General features: G+C 50.6%; 18 protein-coding genes. 6 read left to right on the plus strand and 12 right to left on the minus strand.

Annotated features, from left to right (window positions below; genetic code table 11):
* Positions 1–99 precede the first annotated feature (99 nt).
* Positions 100–582 (plus strand): YlaC family protein, encoded by a 483-nt coding sequence (locus AC3RPL_RS17315; RefSeq protein WP_034936999.1) that lies wholly within the window; start codon positions 100–102, stop codon positions 580–582.
* Positions 583–604: 22 nt separating this feature from the next.
* On the opposite strand, the gene AC3RPL_RS17320 is transcribed toward AC3RPL_RS17315, so the two are convergent.
* From AC3RPL_RS17320 to AC3RPL_RS17330, 3 genes are all read right to left on the minus strand, one after another.
* A complete protein-coding gene (locus tag AC3RPL_RS17320) occupies positions 605–2,023 on the minus strand; it encodes an aminotransferase-like domain-containing protein (protein ID WP_490740964.1) in 1,419 nt (472 codons plus the stop codon).
* Between the two features lie 90 nt (positions 2,024–2,113).
* On the minus strand, positions 2,114–4,183 hold the full coding sequence (locus AC3RPL_RS17325; protein ID WP_490740965.1) for a putative bifunctional diguanylate cyclase/phosphodiesterase: 2,070 nt from the start codon (positions 4,181–4,183) through the stop codon (positions 2,114–2,116).
* 499 nt (positions 4,184–4,682) lie between these two features.
* Positions 4,683–5,576 carry an SDR family oxidoreductase gene (locus AC3RPL_RS17330; RefSeq protein WP_367167010.1) on the minus strand — a complete coding sequence of 298 codons (894 nt, stop codon included), beginning with the start codon at positions 5,574–5,576 and terminating at the stop codon, positions 4,683–4,685.
* A 325-nt stretch (positions 5,577–5,901) separates the two neighbouring features.
* Between AC3RPL_RS17330 and AC3RPL_RS17335 the strand changes: the two genes are divergently transcribed.
* On the plus strand, positions 5,902–7,221 hold the full coding sequence (locus AC3RPL_RS17335) for an MFS transporter (protein ID WP_034936990.1): 1,320 nt from the start codon (positions 5,902–5,904) through the stop codon (positions 7,219–7,221).
* 118 nt (positions 7,222–7,339) lie between these two features.
* Here AC3RPL_RS17335 and AC3RPL_RS17340 read toward each other — a convergent pair whose 3' ends face one another.
* The 3 genes from AC3RPL_RS17340 to exbB form a co-directional block, all read right to left on the minus strand.
* On the minus strand, positions 7,340–8,434 hold the full coding sequence (locus AC3RPL_RS17340; RefSeq protein ID WP_490740966.1) for a mechanosensitive ion channel family protein: 1,095 nt from the start codon (positions 8,432–8,434) through the stop codon (positions 7,340–7,342).
* A gap of 399 nt (positions 8,435–8,833) precedes the next feature.
* A complete protein-coding gene (exbD, locus tag AC3RPL_RS17345) occupies positions 8,834–9,256 on the minus strand; it encodes a TonB system transport protein ExbD (RefSeq protein ID WP_034936987.1) in 423 nt (140 codons plus the stop codon).
* Between the two features lie 5 nt (positions 9,257–9,261).
* Positions 9,262–9,996, minus strand: coding sequence for a tol-pal system-associated acyl-CoA thioesterase (gene exbB / locus AC3RPL_RS17350; RefSeq protein ID WP_490740967.1), 735 nt, complete (start codon positions 9,994–9,996; stop codon positions 9,262–9,264).
* A gap of 247 nt (positions 9,997–10,243) precedes the next feature.
* Between exbB and metC the strand changes: the two genes are divergently transcribed.
* The gene (gene metC / locus AC3RPL_RS17355) at positions 10,244–11,443 is read left to right on the plus strand and encodes a cystathionine beta-lyase (RefSeq protein ID WP_490740968.1); all 1,200 of its coding nucleotides are present in this window, start codon (positions 10,244–10,246) and stop codon (positions 11,441–11,443) included.
* Between the two features lie 101 nt (positions 11,444–11,544).
* Positions 11,545–12,195 carry a DedA family protein gene (locus AC3RPL_RS17360; protein WP_490740969.1) on the plus strand — a complete coding sequence of 217 codons (651 nt, stop codon included), beginning with the start codon at positions 11,545–11,547 and terminating at the stop codon, positions 12,193–12,195.
* Between the two features lie 238 nt (positions 12,196–12,433).
* Here the strand turns inward: AC3RPL_RS17360 and AC3RPL_RS17365 are convergent, their stop codons facing one another.
* The 4 genes from AC3RPL_RS17365 to AC3RPL_RS17380 form a co-directional block, all read right to left on the minus strand.
* The gene (locus AC3RPL_RS17365) at positions 12,434–13,066 is read right to left on the minus strand and encodes a ricin-type beta-trefoil lectin domain protein (RefSeq protein WP_490740970.1); all 633 of its coding nucleotides are present in this window, start codon (positions 13,064–13,066) and stop codon (positions 12,434–12,436) included.
* Between the two features lie 3 nt (positions 13,067–13,069).
* Positions 13,070–13,762: a ricin-type beta-trefoil lectin domain protein gene (locus AC3RPL_RS17370; RefSeq protein ID WP_490740971.1), complete on the minus strand. Its 693-nt coding sequence runs from the start codon at positions 13,760–13,762 to the stop codon at positions 13,070–13,072.
* Positions 13,763–13,783: 21 nt separating this feature from the next.
* Positions 13,784–14,674 (minus strand): metallophosphoesterase family protein, encoded by an 891-nt coding sequence (locus tag AC3RPL_RS17375; protein ID WP_490740972.1) that lies wholly within the window; start codon positions 14,672–14,674, stop codon positions 13,784–13,786.
* 444 nt (positions 14,675–15,118) lie between these two features.
* The gene (locus tag AC3RPL_RS17380; protein WP_490742078.1) at positions 15,119–16,024 is read right to left on the minus strand and encodes an AraC family transcriptional regulator; all 906 of its coding nucleotides are present in this window, start codon (positions 16,022–16,024) and stop codon (positions 15,119–15,121) included.
* A gap of 234 nt (positions 16,025–16,258) precedes the next feature.
* Here AC3RPL_RS17380 and dkgA point away from each other — a divergent pair, with 234 nt between their 5' ends.
* Together dkgA and AC3RPL_RS17390 are read left to right on the plus strand one after the other, a co-directional pair.
* Positions 16,259–17,083, plus strand: a complete 825-nt coding sequence (gene dkgA, locus AC3RPL_RS17385; protein WP_490740973.1) for a 2,5-didehydrogluconate reductase DkgA — start codon at positions 16,259–16,261, stop codon at positions 17,081–17,083.
* Between the two features lie 433 nt (positions 17,084–17,516).
* Positions 17,517–17,795 (plus strand): YdgH/BhsA/McbA family protein, encoded by a 279-nt coding sequence (locus AC3RPL_RS17390; RefSeq protein ID WP_490740974.1) that lies wholly within the window; start codon positions 17,517–17,519, stop codon positions 17,793–17,795.
* A gap of 362 nt (positions 17,796–18,157) precedes the next feature.
* On the opposite strand, the gene ftsP is transcribed toward AC3RPL_RS17390, so the two are convergent.
* Together ftsP and AC3RPL_RS17400 are read right to left on the minus strand one after the other, a co-directional pair.
* Positions 18,158–19,573 (minus strand): cell division protein FtsP, encoded by a 1,416-nt coding sequence (gene ftsP, locus AC3RPL_RS17395; RefSeq protein ID WP_034936972.1) that lies wholly within the window; start codon positions 19,571–19,573, stop codon positions 18,158–18,160.
* 93 nt (positions 19,574–19,666) lie between these two features.
* A complete protein-coding gene (locus AC3RPL_RS17400; protein ID WP_490740975.1) occupies positions 19,667–20,404 on the minus strand; it encodes a 1-acylglycerol-3-phosphate O-acyltransferase in 738 nt (245 codons plus the stop codon).
* Positions 20,405–20,462: the final 58 nt, after the last annotated feature.

A 20,462-nucleotide genomic window follows, 5' to 3' on the forward strand; every position in this document is an offset into this window, starting at 1 on the left:
CCCGCGGGACGACTGTTATAGTTTTATTTACCCTGACTGTGACTGCTGCACAGAGCGACTTTATGTTTAACTGGACCCGGTTTATTCAGGAGAGTCACCGTGGGAAACGTTAAAGAAATTCTGCTACGCGAAATTGACATGCTGAATCGGCAGGAACAGCGTGATAACCGACCACGCTTCAGCCTTTCCTTTCTGAAAAATCACCCTGGCCTGTGGGCATCGATGTATATCTGCTATGCGCTGACCGTGGCACTGATTTTCACCACTGAATTCCTCGGCTGGCCAGCCTTCTGGGGGGCAACCTTGTTTGTCCTGCTGATGAGCGGCCTGATGCTGTTGGATGTCAATCCTCGCTACCGCTTTGAAGATATCGACACGCTCGATTTACGCGTCTGTTATAACGGCGAATGGTATTACGTGCGCACGCTGTCGCCGCAGGCCATTGAGGATATTCTCACCAGCAGCGAGGTGCCTGCTGAGGTCAAACAGGGCATCGAAAAACTGTTGCGTCAGAAGGGTGAGGTAGATTTTTACGATGTTTACCACCTGACATGGGGCCAGCAGCGCGCCTCCAGCCTGTGACAGAATCTCCCCCGGCGGGATGTCAGTTACCCGCCATCATTTCCCTGACCAGCCTGCCCAGCGTTGCCACCGCAGCGTCCTGTTGCTCACCCCATTCCCACGCCGTATTAAAGCGAAAATAGTTGGCATACTGCTCCCCGGAAGAAAACATTTTTCCAGGCGCAATGCTGATATTATGCCGGAGCGCGCGGTAATAGAGCTCGGTGGTATTGATCTCTGTCGGCAGTTCAACCCACAGGAAATAGCCGCCCTGCGAATCGTTAATACGTGCGCTGGCTGGCAGGTGCCGCTTCAGGGCATGACGCGCCTGGTTTTTGCGCTGTTCCAGTTGCTGTCGCAAGCGGCGCAGATGGCTGTCATAACTCCGTGTGGAGAGATAGTTTGCCAGCGCCAGCTGCATAGGCGCGCTGGTTGCCAGCGTACTCATCAGTTGCAGACGCTGAATACGCTGCGCATGTCGGCCTGCGGCCACCCAGCCAACCCGGAAACCCGCCACCAGATTTTTGGAAAAAGAGGAGCAGTGCAGCACACCGTCGTGACGGTCAAACGCCTTTGCTGGCAGCGGCTTTTCATGACCAAACCAGAGCTCGCTGTAGACATCGTCTTCAATCAGCATCACCTGATGTTGCGCCAGCAGCGCCACCAGTTGCTGCTTTTTCTCTTTGCTCAGGGTACAGCCTACCGGATTCTGCTGATTGCTCATCAGCCAGCAGGCTTTAACCGGCCAGCGGCTCAGGGCGGCGTCAAGTTCCTCAAGGTCGATGCCATGCTGCGGATGGGTGGCGATGGCCACGGCTTTCAGCTTCAGCCGTTCGATCACCTGTAATGCGCCGTAAAAACACGGGTTTTCAATCGCCACCCAGTCACCCGGTTCGGTGACCGCCTGCATACTCAGGTTCAGCGCCTCCATCGCGCCATTAGTGATCACAATTTCATCCGGAGAAACCGCGATACCCTGTAGGGCATAGCGCTGAGCCAGCGTCTTGCGCAGCGCTTCGTTGCCCGGCGGCAGATTGTTCAGCGCATCCGCCGGTTTCAGCGAATGCGACACCGCCGTCAGCGATCGCATCAACTGGCGTTGCGGAAACAGTTCCGGATCGGGAAATGCAGAGCCGAAAGGCTGGATATCCGGCGCACGACAGGCCTGCAATACCTCAAAGATAAACCCATTAATGTCCACGGATTCCGCCAGCTGCACTTTCTGATGGCTGTCAGGCTGGCTGATAAACTCAGCATGAGGAGCCACAAAATAGCCGGACTGAGGCCGGGACTGAATAAACCCCTGGCTTTCCAGTACCTGATAGGCATGCAACACCGTCATCAGGCTCAACCCGCTTTGCGCTACCTGCTCACGCAGCGAGGGGAGTTTTTCCCCTGGCTGCCAGATTTCGTCCGCAATCTGTTGCCGGAGGCGATCGATTAATTGTTGGTATTTAGCCATAACAGTGAGCAGCTCGTGGATAAGTTCTGGCAACTATTATAACTATGCCATAACAATTCACCCAACATCTGAGGTTCACAGCGGCGTGACTTACAGTGGCTGGAGGCCACTGTAGTGTGCCAGTTCCGGTACTTTCTCTGGCGAAACCGGCCGTCCCAGCAGATAGCCCTGCAATGAGTGACACCCCAGCCCGGTCAGAAATGATTGTTGCTCGCTGGTTTCCACGCCTTCAGCCACCACTTTCAGATTCAGCATGCGCGCCAGGGACACAATAGCGCTGACAATGGTGGCATCTTCATTACGGGATTGCAGTTCGCGAACAAAAGCGCGGTCAATTTTCAGTTCACTGGCAGGCAGACGCTTCAGATATAACAGGCTGGAATACCCGGTGCCAAAGTCGTCGATTGAGGCCTTCACCCCAAGATCGGTGAGTTGCGTCAGGATCCTGACACTCTGATCCGGATCGCGCATTGCCGTGGTTTCAGTGACTTCCAGCGTCAGCAGCTCCGGCGCGATCTGGTTCTCCCGCAGGGCAATAATCACCGTCTCCACCAGACCTGCCTGCTCAAATTGCAGTGCCGAGAGGTTAACCGCCACCGACCACTGCGGATTACCCAGTTGGTGCCAGATACGTAACTGGCGACAGGCTTCGTGGATCACCCAGTTACCGATGCTGACTATCAGTCCGGTTCTTTCCGCCAGCGGCAGAAAAATATCCGGGGAGAGCAGGCCACGCTGTGGATGCTGCCAGCGGATGAGCGCTTCAAAACCGACTATCGGTCCCTGCGGTGCGCAGAATTTTGGCTGATAGTGCAGGCGTAGCTCACCGCGCTGCTGCGCCAGCCACAGGTCGTTAATCAGCTGTATCTGGCTTTGCGCAATGCTGTTCATTGATGGCTGGAAAAAATGATAACCGTTGCGGCCATGATTTTTGGTGTGGTACATCGCCACATCGGCATTAAACATCAGTTCCCGCCCATCCTCTCCATCCCCCGGAAAGAGGACAATGCCGATGCTCAGCGTTACCGACAGCTCAAAACGACAGACGACAAATGGTCGTTCCATCGCCTTCACCAGTGTTGCGGCAAGCTCAGCCGCGTACTCAGGCTGGTCCGTCTCTGCCAGCAGCACAAACTCATCACCACCGAGGCGGGACAGCGTGTGCTCGCCGGAAAGCAACGTCTGTATTCTGTCAGTGAAGGCTAACAGCAGGCTGTCGCCAACCTGATGACCAAAGACATCGTTGATCGCCTTGAAGCCATCAAGATCCATATACATCAGGGCAAAAGAGGTGCCGTCATGTTGCGCTTTGCGCAGCGCCTGACTGAGGCAATCTTCCAGTAAGATACGGTTTGGCAGACGGGTCAGACTGTCATACAACGCAAACTGAGCCAGCTCTCGGTTGGCTTCAGCCAGTGAAGAGGCCAGCACCGAGGTTCGCGTTTGCAGGCGGGCATCCAGCGTTGATACCACCAGCGTGATACCCAAAACCGAGAGCGTCACCACCACCACCAGTAAAGCCAGCCAGTGACTGTTGATACTCATCTGCATGGCATGAGATTCCAGCGGGAAACAGGCAGCCGCCATGCCGCTGTAATGCATCCCGGCAATGGCGATTCCCATGATGGCAGACGCCCCGGCGCGCACTCCCCCGGAACGTTTTCCCTGGCGCAGGGTAAACGTCAGCCAGAGCGCCGTGGCGGAGGCGACCAATGCGATCGCGACAGAAACCAGCACCCAGCCCCAACGCCAGGTAATGTCAGAGGCAAACATCAGCGCCGCCATGCCGGTGTAGTGCATGGCAACCACGCCGCCGCCCATAATCAGGGCGCCTAACAGCAGGCGATACGGCGGCAGGCTGGGATGGCAGACAATCCACAGTGCATAGATCGAGGCCGCGATGGCAACCAGGACGGAGATTATGGTCAGGCGCGGATCATAGCTGATTACCCTCGCCATATTGAGCGCCAGCATACCAATAAAATGCATCGACCAGATGCCAATTCCCATAGCAAAACCGCCGCCCAGCAGCCACACCCGTGCGGCATTGCCGGTCGAGGTTGTCACCCTGCTGGCCATATCCAACGCGGTGTAAGCGGTCAGGCAGGCAACAAAAACAGAGACAATAACCAGCAAGTGGTCGTAAGAACTCATCAGCATATGTCGATCTCTGGGACTGAAGCCTGCTGGCTGGCACCCTGATAGTTAAATAAAAAGCATCGTAAACCGATCGGTAATCATCACGGTATCGGACAACACGCGGTCAACTTTACCGACATCGTCAGCAGTCGCGGCAAATTATCTCGACAGGCTTCGGTAAGCTGTTTATTACCTTACGATTTACCAGGCTTATCCGGCTGTTTTTTTCTGCCGGAAACCTTACCATCCACACTTTTTTTTGCCCAGCCTCAGCCAGGATAATTCTTAGATATTTTTGCCCGCACAGGTCGTAGCACTAAACGGTGTGTTTCGGCTGAGATCCGAAAGCGGGTTACGCCGAACTGTTGCAGCTAATGGCAGCCCGCAGTCTGAGTGGCAGCGACAGAAAAATTACGATGGGGAAGGAGCAACTGAAGGAAAGATGTGGCTTAACTACGGGGCCTGAGTTGCTCAGGCAGACACACAGCGATGCCTGCCTGAGCGCCAGCGGTGATGTTAATCAGCCCAGATGGTTACCTCCGGTGACGCCGTGTACCTCGGCGGTGACATAGCTGGATTCCTGCGAGGCCAGATAAACGTAAACCCCGGCCAGCTCGGCTGGCTGCCCGGCACGTTTCAGTGGCGTTTGCTGTCCAAACTCCGGAATTTTATCCTGGGTTTGCCCACCGGCGATCTGAAGTGGCGTCCAGATGGGACCGGGTGCAACACAGTTCACCCGGATACCTTTCTCCGCGACCTGTTTTGCCAGTCCACGGGTGTAGTTCAGGATGGCGGCTTTGGTCGAGGCATAATCCAACAGGTGCGGGCTGGGCTGATAAGCCTGAATGGATGAGGTGGTGATGATGCTGCTGCCTGCCGGTAAATGAGGGATCGCCGCTTTGGTTATCCAGAACAGCGACATGACGTTGGTATCGTACGTCTGACGAAACTGCTCGGTGGTCAGCTCAGCGATGTCCTCCACCGCAACCTGCTTACCGGCGACCAGCGCCAGAATATCCAGGCCACCCAGCTGTTGACGGGCGTCCTCTACCAGGCTGACGCTGAACCTTTCATCGCTGATATCGCCCGGCAACAGTATCGCCTTACGCCCTGCCTCCCGGATCAGGCTGGCGACCTCCTCCGCATCCTTCTGCTCGTCAGCCAGGTAAGAGAGTGCCACATCGGCCCCTTCTCTGGCGTAGGCAATCGCCACCGCCCGGCCAATACCGGAGTCCGCTCCGGTGACCAGTGCTTTTCGTCCTTCCAGTCGCTGGCTGCCTCGCCAGGTTTTTTCACCGCAATCCGGAACGGGCTGCATTTCGGCCTGTACCCCCGGTGCGCTCTGGCGCTGCTTTGGATAATCGTCGGTGTAGTACTGGTTGAGAGGATTCTGCATTTTGTACTGGTCAGTCATAGGTACTCCTGAATTTAAGAATCAATGCCACCTGTCACTAAGCCTGGCAGACGGTGAAAGCCCGTCCAGTCCGGAAACATATGGATATAAAGATGACGCCGGTGATGAAGTTCAGGTGGCTGAAAACAGAAGAAAAAACCGGCGGACAAAAGTAATCCTCCGCAGAACACAGACAACATGCGAGCCGCCTCAGCTACGCTCAGCCGCTCCATCCTGTTAATTTTTTGTTACTAATGTAAAAAACCATACTCTGTTAACGGTGAAGTTCGTCACATTAAATCCCGCCAGCTCAGGCTAGAAAGGAAAAAAACATAAAGGAAGCTGTATGACTGCGTTAACTTCTCCTCCGAAAAAGCCTCAGGGCAATGCCAGAACCATCTTCAACGTGACCAGCGGCAACTTTCTGGAAATGTATGATTTTATGGTGTTTGGTTACTATGCTACCGCCATTTCTAAAACGTTTTTCCCGGGTGATGACCCTTTTGCCTCGCTGATGCTGACGCTGATGACCTTCGGTGCAGGGTTTCTGATGCGTCCGCTGGGGGCCATTATCCTTGGCTCCTATATCGACCATCATGGTCGTCGTAAAGGGTTGTTACTGACGCTGAGTCTGATGGCGCTGGGCACGTTGACCATTGCGCTGGTGCCCGGTTATCAGACGCTGGGGGCCGCCGCGCCGATCCTTATCCTGCTTGGACGTCTGCTTCAGGGCTTTTCTGCTGGTGTGGAACTGGGTGGCGTTTCGGTCTATCTGGCGGAAATCGCACCGAAAAATCGCAAAGGCTTTTTCGTCAGCTGGCAATCCGGCAGCCAGCAAATTGCGGTTATCTTTGCCGCCCTGTTGGGGCTGGGCCTGAACCATCTGCTGGCGAAGGATCAGGTGACCGACTGGGGCTGGCGTATTCCGTTCTTTGTCGGCTGTATGATCGTGCCGTTCCTGTTCTGGATCCGGACCATGCTGGAGGAAACCGAAGCCTTTAGCCAGCGTAAGTCGCATCCCAATATGGGACAGATCCTGCGTTCCGTTGCCAGTAACTGGGCGCTGGTGCTGGCAGGGATGTTGATGGTGGTCACCACGACGGTGATGTTTTATATGATCACCGCCTTCACGCCGACCTTTGGCAAAACGGTGCTGATGATGAGCGATAAACAGAGCTTTTTCGTCACCCTGTGCGTGGGCCTGTCGAACCTTTTCTGGCTGCCGATTATGGGTTCGGTCTCTGACCGCTATGGACGTCGTCCCCTGCTGATTCTGTTTACAGTATTGATGATTGCCACTGCATGGCCGGTACTGCACTGGCTGGTAGGCTCGCCGACCTTTGCTCACCTGCTGGCAGCCGAGCTGTGGCTCTCTTTCCTCTATGCCAGCTATAACGGCGCAATGGTAGTGTATCTGGCAGAAGTGATGCCAGCAGAGGTCCGGGCCACCGGGTTCTCGCTGGCCTACAGCCTGGCGACAGCGCTGTTCGGCGGCTTCACACCGGCCATTTCCAGTTACCTGATCCACGCCACCGGCGATAAAGCGATGCCGGGCGTGTGGCTGACCTTTGCCGCAGTGTGCGGTCTGGCAGGCACCATGATTATTAAACGCTTAGTTCGTCAGTATCAGGCGAAGCATTCCAGTGCACCCGCGGTGCAGATGTAATGCGCTAAGGGATGGCGACCGGCAGATAAGCCGACAGCTTGAGGGTGGTGACACCCTCTGACCCAGGCACAGGGGAAGTCCGTTATGGACTTCCCCTTTTCACCTCAGCCCAACGCCGCTACGAATCTCCGGTATCCCCCTCTGTCGGGTTTTGCGGCTTATCCTCTAAGGCGGCACGGAATTTAGGCAGGCTTTGAGGATAATTTTGCTGAATAAACTCAATCATCTTCTCGCGCACATAGCAGCGTAAATCCCAGGCGGTGGGTGAATTTTGCGCGGTCATCAACAGGCGGACCGTCATGGTTTTATCGGTGGTATCACTGACCTGCAATACCTGAGTCTGCCTGTCCCACAGCGCTGTCTCATTGAGTATTTTTTCGAAATGCTCACGTAAGGGTTGCAGCGGCATGGAGTAATCAACATAGAGAAAAACCGAACCTAAAATCTGGGCGCTGTTGCGCGTCCAGTTCTGAAAAGGATTTTCGGTAAAATAAGTGATGGGCAGCACCAGACGACGCAGGTCCCAGATGCGTACCACGACATAAGTGAGATTGATTTCCTCAATCCAGCCCCATTCGTTTTCCACCACTACCGCGTCATCAATCTTGATTGGCTGGGTAAAGGCTATCTGGATGCCGGCAAACAAATTGACCAGCGATTTTTGCAGGGCAAAACCGATGATGATCCCGGCAACGCCGGCTCCGGTCAGAATGGTGGTGCCGTATTTACGCACGCTGGCAAAATTCAGCAAAATCAGTGATACACACAGCACAATCAGGATGACGATGACCACTTTTTTCACATAAATAATCTGCGTGCGGATCTTTCTGGCCCGGAGATTATTGGCGTGGGTAATATCGTAGCGCAGAAATAACATATCCTGAGCAACATTGGTCAGCCGAATTGCAATTGAACAAAAGGATAAAATAATAAATATCGTCAGCAATCTGGAGAGGAATGTCATTGTATCTGCGTTGATAGCAATATAATTAATTCCTGTATTGATTATCAGCAGGGGAATAAAAAGAAACAGCGAACCATGCAGGTTATTTTCCAGCGATTTAAACAGCTTTCTGTCCCGCTTTTGCCAGTAGCGGATAATTTTGAGGATGATAAAGCGGGCGGTGAATCCAAAAACAAGTGAAAAAACAACCAGTACCAGAGCAGGCAACCATGGCGTGGCATTGATAAAATCATTTAACTGCCAGGGCATTTCTGCCTCCTTTTGATTAACATCCCGATCTTCATCAGGCCTGAAAAGTGACTGAAACCATCTTTAATTATGACGGCAAGCGCCCGCCAGTGATTACCGACAGCAGCCGTTGCAAAGGAAAAGCGTTGTTGATGCCAGGAGAAAAGTAAAGTATCGCAACGAGTTTACTGCCTTCAGCACTGCAATACGTGCCTGAATCATCGTCTGACAGGCCTCTGCACAGGAGAGGGTTTAAGGGCGATACCAGCCAGGGTTTTCAGGGCGAAGAGCGTGTGGGACATAAGCGGATACACCCGCCTGGCTGAAGAGGCGGGTGTGATGAGATTTTGTGACTTTACGGTGGATGGAGCCGGTGATTCAGCCGACAGAGGCGCGTCGGCCGCCATGTTTTTCAGCAAATTATTTGCCGCTGGTTTCCATGCCCACCAGACCAATTTTCAGATAGCCCGCCTGACGCAGTTTATCCATAACCCCCATCAGCGTTTCATAATCAACTGATTTATCAGCCTGGAAAAAAATGGTGGTGCTTTTATCACCCTGGGTTTCAGCACTCAGCTTCTCCACCAGTGATGCGGCGGTGACAGCATCATTACCAATGAACAGCTGCTTATCGGCTTTGATCGACAGATAAACCGGCTTTTCCGGACGCGGCTGTGGGGCGCTGGTTGAGGCAGGCAGATTAACGCGGACATCCACCGTAGCCAGCGGGGCCGCAACCATAAAGATAATCAGCAGCACCAGCATGACATCGATAAACGGCGTCACGTTGATTTCGTGCATTTCGCCGTTGCTGTCAACATCTTCATTCAATCGCATAGCCATGATGCTTACCCCACCCGCAGTTTCTGCGCGGGATGTGGGCGCTGACTTTCGTTGCTGGCGGCGAGATCAAGATCGCGACTTTGCAGCAGCATGATTTGGGCCGCCACATCACCCAACATGGCTTTGTAACTGCCAATCATGCGGGCAAAGACGTTATAGATAACCACCGCAGGAATGGCGGCGACCAGACCGATGGCCGTTGCCAGCAGCGCTTCTGCAATGCCCGGCGCAACCACCGCCAGATTGGTGGTCTGGGTCTGGGCAATACCGATAAAGCTGTTCATGATGCCCCATACGGTGCCAAAGAGTCCGACAAAGGGGGCGATGGCACCGATAGTTGCCAGAAAACCGTTACCACGACCGGCATGACGGCTGAAAAAGGCCACGCGACGCTCCATGCGGAAAGCCGTGCGCTCTTTGATACCGTCGTTATCGTCCGAGCCCTGCGACAGCAGCAGCTCATTTTCCGCCTCTTTCAACAACTGGCTGCTCTGGCTGTTGGCTCTGAAACTGGCAGCTGTGTCAGCGGCTTCTTCCAGCGAACGGACGTTGTTCAGCGCCTGCTGCTCACGCTTCAGACGGCGTTTAGCTGAAGTCAGTTCGGCACTTTTGCGAAAGAAGATGGCCCAGGTCACAACCGACGCCAGCAGCAGACCAATCATTACCACTTTCACCACGATGTCTGCATGCTGATACATGCCCCAGACGGAAAGATCCGTCTGCATCAAATCATTCGTCACGCTGTCTCTCCAGGGAAAAACGGGAAAAAAAAGCCAGCGCAGATCATACCAAATCAAAAACGAATTGATAGTGGTTATCATTACTATTTGACCAGAGGTTGCCATTTTTTACATTTTCACCGTCCGACAGGGCAGCGCCGGGTCATTTTTTGCTGAATCTTTGTCACTGAGCAGGCTGCCAATTTCCCCTCTTCCGCTGGCGTGTTAACGTTAGCGACATATCACCATTTATTAACTGAGTATCAGCATGAACAGCAGAAAGATTGAAACGGCATTGATTTCCGCCGGACGGCGTAAACGCTACACCCAGGGAGCGGTGAATAGCGTTATACAACGCGCCTCCTCTCTGGTATTTGACAGCGTGGCCGATAAGAAACGTGCCACCTCAGGGCGCGCTGAGGGTGAACTGTTCTATGGCCGTCGCGGCACGCTCACCCATTTCTCCTTACAGGAAGCGATGACAGAGCTGGAAGGCGGCGCGGGCTGTGTACTTTATCCCTGTGGTGCGGCGGCGGTGGCAAACGCCATTCTCGCCTTCGTTTCCGCCGGTAATAATGTGCTGATGGCCGGTTCAGTGTATGAGCCCACGCAGGATTTTTGCAGTAAGATCCTCAGCAAAATGAATGTTTCCACCACCTGGTTTGATCACTGTAGCGGCGCAGAAATTGCTGAGCTGGTGCAACCCAACACCCGTGTAGTATTTCTCGAATCGCCTGCTTCCATCACTATGGAAGTCCAGGATATCCCCGCCATCGTTAGCGCAGTGCGCAGCAAAGCGCCTGAGGCGGTGATGATTATCGACAATACCTGGGCGGCCGGTATTCTTTTTCCGGCGCTGGCGCTGGGGATTGATATCTCGATTCAGGCGGGAACAAAATATCTTATCGGCCACTCTGACGCGATGATCGGTACCGCTGTCGCCAACTCCCGCTGCTGGGCGCAGCTGCGGGAGAATTCTTATCTGATGGGACAGATGGTAGATGCCGATACCGCCTATATGGCAAGCCGGGGGCTGAGAACCCTGGCGGTACGACTTCGCCAACATCAGGAGAGCGGTTTGCAGGTGGCAAACTGGCTGGCGACAAGGCCCGAGGTAGCGGTGGTCAACCATCCGGCGTTAGCGCAGTGTAAAGGTCACAGGTTCTGGAAACGGGACTTCACTGGCAGCAGTGGACTGTTCTCTTTCGTTCTGAAGTCTCGCCTCAGTGACCAGCAGCTGGCCGCTTATCTGGATCATTTTGAGCACTTCAGCATGGCCTATTCCTGGGGAGGGTTTGAGTCGTTGATTCTTGCCAATCAACCAGAGGAACTGACGGCTATCCGCCCGGCAGGCGGGGTTGATTTTCACGGTACGCTGGTCCGGGTGCATATCGGACTGGAAAATGTTGACGACCTGATTGCCGATCTGGCGGCGGGTTTCGATCGTCTCGCAGACTGCCCGGCCTGAAAAACGCCAGATAAATACGTAATAAAACGTTAATCGCGTCAACGCGCAACGGTCAGAATATGAGTACAATTAGCCGCTCAACGCAGTAAACAGGATACGAAATGGCTGTTTTACACGAGATTGTTCAGGCGCTCTGGCGACAGGATTTTGCCACCCTGGCCAGTCCGGAAGTCATCTGGATAGTGTATGGAATTATGTTTGTCACGCTGCTGCTGGAAAATGGCCTTCTGCCTGCCGCTTTCCTGCCGGGAGACAGTCTGTTACTGCTGGCTGGCGCGATGATTGCCAGGGGTGCGATGGGCTTTGTCCCGACCATTGCGATCCTGACGCTCGCCGCCAGTCTCGGCTACTGGTTAAGTTATTTGCAGGGCCGCTGGCTGGGCAATACGCCGATAGTGAAAGGCTGGCTGCTGCACCTGCCGGTCCATTACCACCAGCGGGCCTGGAATTTGTTTCACCGCCACGGCCTGATGGCGTTGCTGATTGGGCGTTTTCTGGCATTCGTACGTACGCTTCTGCCAACCATGGCCGGAATTTCCGGTCTGAAAAACTCACGTTTTCAGTTTTTTAACTGGCTGAGCGGATTACTGTGGGTCGGTATTCTGGTGACGCTGGGCTATACCATCAGTCATGTGCCGTTTATTAAACGTCATGAAGATCAGGTGATGACTATCCTGATGATCCTGCCGCTGGTGCTGCTGTTCACTGGCGTATTCGGTAGCATTATGCTGATGCTGAGACGGCGTAAATAGATCTACTCCGGTAAAGGAAATAACCAGGCCAACCAGGCTTGTTTATTTCCTTTTTAAATCCAATAACCATTTCCTTAGCTAAAATACCTCGAAAAAAAGGTGTAGATCCTGAGTTGAAAAAATTCAGATGAAAATACATTACTATTATTAACCACTTCAAATGATATTTCCACCATACCCATTTTATCGAGATAACACATATACACAATCAATCCATTCACACCATTAAAAAAGAAATTTAAATATACCTGACAATAAAAAGGTCTTCAGAATTGACTTTCTCTCCCCGTGACACAAATCTGACTCCGCGTACACTACTTCCCAATATTGCGATACTTGTTAATATCTCATTAGGGAATGCAAAGTTTGAAATAAAATAAGAGTCCTTCGAACCACTTAAATTATCATGAAAATGTAAATTCCAGAATTGCGTATCAGCATAAATATTTTGCATCAAATAAACCTGATCATCATGTCTGCCAAGGACTGATGCTGGCCATGTATTACTTTTTATCTGATAAACGCCAGGGCCTTTTCCTCTGGCCCTGACAAAATTAAAACTTTCTAAATTTTCAGAAGCACCACGAAGAGCGACAATCAGACTACCAGTGGCTGCTGAGGCTTTCAGAACATATTCACCTTCATACATATACAGTACGGGCATGATGACAGCTGCTCTTGTACTATTTATAGGTTCAACGGTAGATGACTCTGGATTTTTAACAAATAAAAAATTTTGTGCTTTATTTCCATTTCTGGTATGAAGCTGTAATTTTGTGCCATTTTCAGTTGAGGCATTACTTACGTCTAAAAAATAATTCTGATCTTTATAATTTGCAATAAGATAACTTCCATCTCGCTGAGGGAGCATTACCTAATAGTGCTCATCCTTATATTCATTTTTATGGAAGAAAACCTGTACTCCATTTGTAGCATTCCATGCAAGGATCTTATCAGACCAGATATTCAATATCTGAAATACATTCTTCCCCTTATCATCACATCTTAGCAAAACAAAAGCCTGGCGCACGCCTGAATCCTTAGTGTAAATAATCGCATCACTACTATTTGACTCTGAGGAAATAACCTTACTGGAGCTTAACGATGAAACAATATATGTGCGTTCTCCGAGGCTGGATTCAGAAAATAAAAACCTTTGATTAGCCAGATTTTGCTTGCTGTACATAATCAAATGAGTACCATTAGCAGTGACTCCGCCTGGTACATCAACAGCCTTATTATCATCGATATTATTGGTAATGACATTATGACGCAATAAGGGCTGATAATTCAACTTCCACAGACTACTTTCACCATCGAAACCTTCAGAAAAATACAGGCTATTTTCATCCGATAAAAAAACATCATCATTAAAACTCTTTCTTATGGTGAATGCATTTTTATCGATACTATTTCTTGTAATGGTATAAAGTTGCTCCGGAAGCTCAAAGGAGTCAAATAGTGCTGCTTTATTACCCAAATCAGCTGTCATTGCTTTCTTTAAATTTATTTCTGGTTTTATGACTATATTATCCACACTGTTCCTCAGAGGAATAGTGTAAATCATTTCTCTTTCCTTCCAGTTATTTTATCTGACAAGATAAATATGAATATTTAATCCAGCCGGATCGGTTTCCATAATCAAATATGTTCTTCGTGAAGCCGAGCCAGACAGAAATACAGGAATATTTCCTCCCATCGTTTGGGTATAATTTGCCTGGTAGCCACATCGGCCATGATAGTGGCCTGAAAATATTGCCTTAATATGATTTTTATATTCAGAAAAAATGTTCTTCATCGCATTTAATGCTTCAGTTGGCCACTGATCAGGTTTATGAACATTGATAATGACAAACTTCCCTCTGTTAATTGCACCTGCAAGACTTTTCTTAATCCATGTCAGATTACTATCCCATCGCATATAGACTTTTCGCTTATCGGTGGTGATGATAGTCTTATTAAAATCGTATCCGGTCATGCCGGGGAAATTGTTTAACTGCATAAAATGAAAATCACCTTCATCCCATGAATAGTTAAAACTTCCGGTATAATCAACATGGTTAGAGCCATTGACTATGGCTACATCCCATGATTTATTTTCCAGTGTAAGTGAATTATAGTGTTCAATGAACATCCTCATCATATCTGTTGCTGCACCGTTATTTGCAGTATCGAGATAATTGTTTTGAATATCATGATTCCCTAATCCCCAGCGCCAGGGAGAGTTCAGGGTATTTAGCAGTTCGGCTATTTTTGAACGCTCCGAACCATGCCCAAAGGCGGTGAGATCGCCATTTACCAGCACTACAGCTCTGGATTTTGAATCACTGACATAATTGTTAATACTGGTGTATTGATCTCTGATAAGCGCTTCTGAATTAGCCTTTTTATCACTGTCACTTTCTGATATGCCCAAATCTGTATTCAGTGTCCAGGGATACTGCGGGTCTGATGTTATTACAAAGCTAATATTTTTCATTTCATAACTCCCATAATAATGAAATTACTAACGTTCCATAGTGAATGTAAATTTCAGGAATACCTTTTATTCTGCTAACTCACCAACAGTAATAAAGAAAAAAAATATATATAATCAACATCAGTTATTAGAATAGCTTCAGCAAAAAATGCAACACTCATCAGAATAATGGTAGCTGTAAAAATTACACAATTGCTTTTATAAAAGTCCACTTGCAATAAAAACTCAAAAAAAGAGAAATGAGAGTTCAAAAAATGTTCCAGAAAAGTTTTTTTTAAAAAATAACAATAAAGATTGAATGATTGTCTCTGCATCTGGAAAAAATATTTAAAAAATCACAGATAAAATGACTGACTAAACGATAATTTACCGCCACATTTTTTATACTCTGATTTCGATAACGTGGTTATCAGACAAAAGAATTGATTAATAAAAAGTCAGAAGTTAATTGTTATTTATCCCCCCCTGGCGTGCACGGGCAATCTCTTCGCCCGGCGTCACGCCAAAGTAGCGTTTAAACTCACGCGAGAACTGCGAAGCACTTTCATAGCCCACCCGCATAGCCGCCGCGCTGGCTTTCAGTCCCTGCTGCAACATCAGCATTCGCGCCTGATGCAGTCGATAGCTTTTCAGGTATTGCAACGGCGAGGTGCTGGTGACGGCCTTAAAATTATGATGAAAAGCCGAAACGCTCATATTCACCTCTGCGGCTAACAGATCCACACTGAGATTATCCGTGTAATGACGCTCGATACGCCGTACGGCGCGGGCAATCTGACTGAACTGCGTCTGACGGCTGACCATTGCCATCAGTGCGCCACCGCAAGGCCCTGACAGAACGTGGTAAAGGATCTCCCTGACAATCTGCGGTCCAAGAACACGGGCATCGCGCGGGTTGCTAAGCACATCTAACAGGCGCTCGGCCGCGCACAGCATCTCTTCAGTCAGCGGCGATGAGTGGATCCCACGGGTTTGTGGCTGTGGCTGAAAACTGTCGTCGTCGCCAATGTCCACCAGCAAATCCTGAAGTTTAACCGGGTCGACATTCAGCAAAATACCGGCCAGCGGCTCTTCCGGTGTAGCAAAGGTTTTGCACTCCACCGACAGCGGCACGGTCAGCATCAGATATTCCGTGGCGTCATAATGGAAAATATGACTGCCCAGATAGCCCGTTTTTCGCCCCTGAAACAAAATAACTATCCCTGAGCTGTACAATACCGGCGTGCGTCCCCCCGGCTGATTAGCGTATATCAGCCGGATATCCGGTACTGATGCCGTGGCAGGGGTGCCCGCCGTGACCAGATTAACAACCTGCCGGGCCAGCCGGGTACAAAGGGTATGCCTGTCCATCATTTGTTCTCAGTCAGAATTTTTTCCGGTTCATGATGGCGAATATTCAGACATAACTCCAGCAGCGTGGAGAAACAGGCAAGATCAGGGCAGGAATGGGCATTGTGCTGCCCATGGCGCATCCACAGGATGGAGGACCAGAAGATTTCGCAGGCCACCGGCTAAACTCAACTAAACTTAGGATCGTTAAGTCGGCACCCGCCGGCGGCTTTATTCGCTGCATAAGGAGAGATCATGACAGAGCAACCTGTAATTAAACTCCGCGATGGCACTGTGATGCCGCAAATCGGTCTTGGCGTGTGGCAGGCCAGTATTGATGAAGCCCGGCAGGCGGCGCTGAAAGCGCTGGAGGTGGGCTATCGTTCGATTGATACCGCGGCAATCTATAAAAACGAAGAAGGAATCGGTCAGGCGCTACAGGAAACTGCGGTGGCGCGTGACGATATTTTCATTACCACCAAACTGTGGAACGATGACCAGCAGAATGTGCCTGAGGCGCTGGAAACCAGCCTGAAGAAACTGCAACTGGAGAGCGTGGATCTCTATCTGATGCACTGGCCCTGCCCGCAGAAAGATCATTTTGTCAGCGCATGGCAGGCGATGATTGAGTTACAAAAACAGGGGCTGGCAAAAAGCATTGGCGTCTGTAATTTCCATGAGGCACACCTGAAGCGTCTGATGGAGGAAACCGGCGTCAGTCCGGTAATCAACCAGGTCGAGCTGCACCCGATGCTGCAACAGCGCTCTCTGCATGCCTGGAATGCGCTGCATCAAATTCAGACCGAATCCTGGAGCCCGCTGGCGCAAGGCGGCAAAGGCGTGTTTGATCAGGAAATCATCAAAAAGCTGGCGAGGAAATATGGAAAAACCCCGGCCCAGATTGTTATCCGCTGGCATCTGGACAGCGGACTGGTGGTGATCCCCAAATCGGTCACTCCCTCACGTATTGCGGAAAACTTTCAGGTCTTTGACTTCCGCCTGGAAAAGCCCGAGGTCAGCGAAATCGCTTCACTGGACAAAGGCCATCGTCTGGGACCAAATCCTGACGAGCTGAACTGATACATATTATTTTAATCACTTTGCAATAATCTGATATTCCGGACCAGTCTGTTAAAAAAATAGTGGTCCGGAATAATTTCAGCAGCCCGGCTGGTTAACAATAATGCTGTTATTAATATTTATCGCAAACTATTCTAAACCCTGATTAAACAAGTCGCCATCTTCGGAATATGCCCGACGTTAATGAGATAAACCCCATTAATCAGTGGCACGCCCGCCTGTTCAGAGAATATTCCCTGAAAAGGGATAATTCTCATCAGCATAGCTGTAAATTAATAAAAAAATAACATCAGATAATGTGAATTTATTAAAATAATAATGGCACTACAGAATAATTTTATAAATGAAAACATGGATATTTTCAGATAAACTTGCATACTGTTATAAAAATGCAGATATCCACTAATCAACTTTAATTACGGATGGTCTTACAATGAAAAAAATCATTTCTTTTATTGTTCTTACTATGTTGAGTGCTTCAGCTCTGGCAGCGCAAATTGTACCGAAAAATGAACTCAAAAATTATACTAAAAAAGAACGTGTTTCCATCGCCAACGTCAGAGGTGGCAAGTCAAAAGCGGTAGGTGCGCTGAAAGCTGAGGTGGATAAAAAAGGCGGTGAGTATATGTATATCTCTTCGCTTGGTCGTCCGGGTGATTCAAGCCACTGGCGCGGAACGGCGGTTATTCTGGAAAAGAAAACGGCACAATAATTACCCGGCTTATCATCAGCCAGCTGGCGATGATATGACACCAGGCGTGACCATTCCCGGCCATACCACTGATGATATGGCCGTTATTCATCTTTTTTTTTCACTTAACAATAAAGCAAATAGTTATTCAGGGAAATTAATATCACATTAAAATCAGCAGATATTCTTTACAGCCTGTTAATAATAACCTCAGGCAGTTTAATCATCGCTGAAGACTAAATTAAAACCACGCTGAATTTTATTAAAAATATTCATATTCCAGGTTTGACCGCTCTGTAAAAATCAGACTCATCTTTATAAGCGCGGTGTAACCTTTGCCGGTCGTACAATCATGACAATATCAACAGAGAGCAGACCGTGAATTACTGGACGGGTTGTACCTGAAGTTGCCCGGCGCTGCCACGATCGGCCATCTCCAGCGTCTGACTGTAGTAGACAAACGGGAAATGATCGGACGAGGGTTGGGTAAAGGAGACTAACAGCTCCACGCTACCATCCACCCAGACCGTGTCCTTCCAGCCGCGATCTTCCAGCATTGGCTGCGCACCGTTGACGTTCTTAATCAGGAACATCACTCCCTGAACGTGAAAGGACTGCGGCAGGTCGGCATAGATTATCCAGCGTTCAAAGGTCCCCTGCTGCGCCTGGGTATCAATACGAGCCATATCCCACAGCGCCCCATTAATTCCCGGTGTTGAATCACCCAGGCGAAACTCCCGCGTACGACCGCTTCCTCCTTCAATCAGCTGATCGGGCAGCAGCCGCATCGGCAAATTATCGGTCACCAGCGGCAGCAGGCCGGTGGGACGCAGCGTCAAAACCAGCGTGGAGGTGAGGATTGAAGAGGGCTGGAACAGTCCACGCAGTCGTTCAACCACGCCAGCAGCCCTGCCCGCAGTAATCGATACTTCATTGCCCTGGCTCATATCCACCAGAATTTCACGACGTTCGCCGGGCGCCAGCGACAGCTGCTGGACCGATACCGGAGCAGGCAGGAAACCCTGATCGCTGGCAATCACGTTAAATGCCCGACTGTCACTCATCTGCAACAGGTAACGGCGGGAGTTTGAGGCGTTAAGCAACCGCAGGCGGACCCAGCCACGCGAAACGTCAACATAAGGATTTTGTACGCCGTTGACCAGCAGGGTATCGCCTACAAAGCCACCGCTTGAGGGGGGATCATATTCCGGCGAACCGAAGTTATCGATACGCTTGTCCTGAATAATCAGTGGAAAATCATCCACGCCATAGTGCGCAGGCAACGGCAGCGCTTTGCTGACCTCGTCTTCCACCAGCCACATACCAGCAAGCCCATTGTAGATATGCTCTGCCATATGGTTTGGCGTCATAGCATGATACCAGCAGGTTGCCGCTGGCTGGCGCACCGGCATTACCGGTGCCCAGTCGACACCGGGCGACATCAGTCGCGGTGCGCCTCCCGCCAGCGCGCCCGGAACCTGTAGCCCGCTGATGGTCATGGCAACCGGCTCGTTCAACCGGTTACTGTAAATCAGTTTTACGTCATCCCCCTTCCACACGCGTACCGTCGGGCCAAGATAGAGGCCATTAATTCCCCATACCTGAGCTTTACTGCCACCGGTAAAAGACCAGTGGCTGCGTTGCAGGGTAAGAAAGACCGGTTGCCCGCGACGAGACTCCACCAGCGGCGGAACCGGCAGCGCAGTGCCCGGTCCTGCGGCGCGCACCTGGACAGGCAATGCGCTGGCACAGAGTGCAACGCCGGATGTCTTAATAAACTGACGACGACTGAGGGACATAAAAACTCCGAATTCCAAAAAGCAGCGCTGCAGGCAGCGCTGCTATCCATTTTTATGATTTTAATCAATGCTGTGTATCTGGTCAGGAAAGTATCAGATTTTCCCGTCGGCTTCGCGCCTGGCCACTTCTGCGTTCAGTTCTTCCAGTTTGAGCGCCATCAGCTCGCGGCAATGGGTTGCCAGCTTACGCACCGACTGATCGGCAAAGGCCGAGGTATCTACCGGTGGCAGCATCTCAACAATTACCAGACCGTTTTTCAGCCGGTTCAGTTTGATTTTATCGTGGGTGTTACTGACCACCACCGGGATCACCGGTACGCCCGCCGCGACGGCCGCATGGAACGCGCCGGTCTTGAATGGCAACAGGCCGCGTCCCCGACTGCGGGTGCCTTCCGGGAACATCCAGAATGAGATTTTTTTCTTTTTAAACTGATTTACCAGCTCAGCAATGGTGCCATGCGCACTGGCACGGTTATCACGGTCAATCAACAGATTGCCCGTCAGCCAGTAGAGCTGCCCGAAAAATGGGATCCACAACAGGCTTTTCTTACCCACGGTGACGGTGGTCGGCTGCACAATATTGGCGGCCGTGATCATGTCGTAGTTGTTCTGATGATTGGCGATATAGATAGCGTTTGGATAATTTTCCGCACCGACAGGTTTGCGCAGCTCCACTTTCACGCCAAAGACCCGGGAGAGGCGGCCAAACATATGCCCAAAGGTCGCCACATGGCGTGGGTTGCGTGGGCTGAGGAGACAATAAATACTGCCGAATACACAGACCAGTACCGAATAAGTAATTACTACGATGAAGCGTAAAATGGAGAGCATACATCCTCATTATTGCTGTCATACCTGGTCAGCAGGCACCGACCAGAGTATATCCTTA

It is taken from the genome of Erwinia papayae (genome assembly GCF_058241465.1).

Bases quoted from the DNA above. Each gene is read 5' to 3' on its own strand.
- AC3RPL_RS17400 (WP_490740975.1), bottom strand. From the start codon at position 20,404: ATGCTCTCCATTTTACGCTTCATCGTAGTAATTACTTATTCGGTACTG.
- AC3RPL_RS17360 (WP_490740969.1), top strand. From the start codon at position 11,545: ATGGCTGTTTTACACGAGATTGTTCAGGCGCTCTGGCGACAGGATTTT.
- ftsP (WP_034936972.1), bottom strand. From the start codon at position 19,573: ATGTCCCTCAGTCGTCGTCAGTTTATTAAGACATCCGGCGTTGCACTC.
- AC3RPL_RS17320 (WP_490740964.1), bottom strand. From the start codon at position 2,023: ATGGCTAAATACCAACAATTAATCGATCGCCTCCGGCAACAGATTGCG.
- AC3RPL_RS17340 (WP_490740966.1), bottom strand. From the start codon at position 8,434: ATGCCCTGGCAGTTAAATGATTTTATCAATGCCACGCCATGGTTGCCT.
- AC3RPL_RS17330 (WP_367167010.1), bottom strand. From the start codon at position 5,576: ATGACTGACCAGTACAAAATGCAGAATCCTCTCAACCAGTACTACACC.
- AC3RPL_RS17380 (WP_490742078.1), bottom strand. From the start codon at position 16,024: ATGGACAGGCATACCCTTTGTACCCGGCTGGCCCGGCAGGTTGTTAAT.
- AC3RPL_RS17365 (WP_490740970.1), bottom strand. From the start codon at position 13,066: ATGCTCCCTCAGCGAGATGGAAGTTATCTTATTGCAAATTATAAAGAT.
- AC3RPL_RS17390 (WP_490740974.1), top strand. From the start codon at position 17,517: ATGAAAAAAATCATTTCTTTTATTGTTCTTACTATGTTGAGTGCTTCA.
- dkgA (WP_490740973.1), top strand. From the start codon at position 16,259: ATGACAGAGCAACCTGTAATTAAACTCCGCGATGGCACTGTGATGCCG.
- AC3RPL_RS17335 (WP_034936990.1), top strand. From the start codon at position 5,902: ATGACTGCGTTAACTTCTCCTCCGAAAAAGCCTCAGGGCAATGCCAGA.
- AC3RPL_RS17370 (WP_490740971.1), bottom strand. From the start codon at position 13,762: ATGATTTACACTATTCCTCTGAGGAACAGTGTGGATAATATAGTCATA.
- exbD (WP_034936987.1), bottom strand. From the start codon at position 9,256: ATGGCTATGCGATTGAATGAAGATGTTGACAGCAACGGCGAAATGCAC.
- metC (WP_490740968.1), top strand. From the start codon at position 10,244: ATGAACAGCAGAAAGATTGAAACGGCATTGATTTCCGCCGGACGGCGT.
- AC3RPL_RS17325 (WP_490740965.1), bottom strand. From the start codon at position 4,183: ATGCTGATGAGTTCTTACGACCACTTGCTGGTTATTGTCTCTGTTTTT.
- AC3RPL_RS17375 (WP_490740972.1), bottom strand. From the start codon at position 14,674: ATGAAAAATATTAGCTTTGTAATAACATCAGACCCGCAGTATCCCTGG.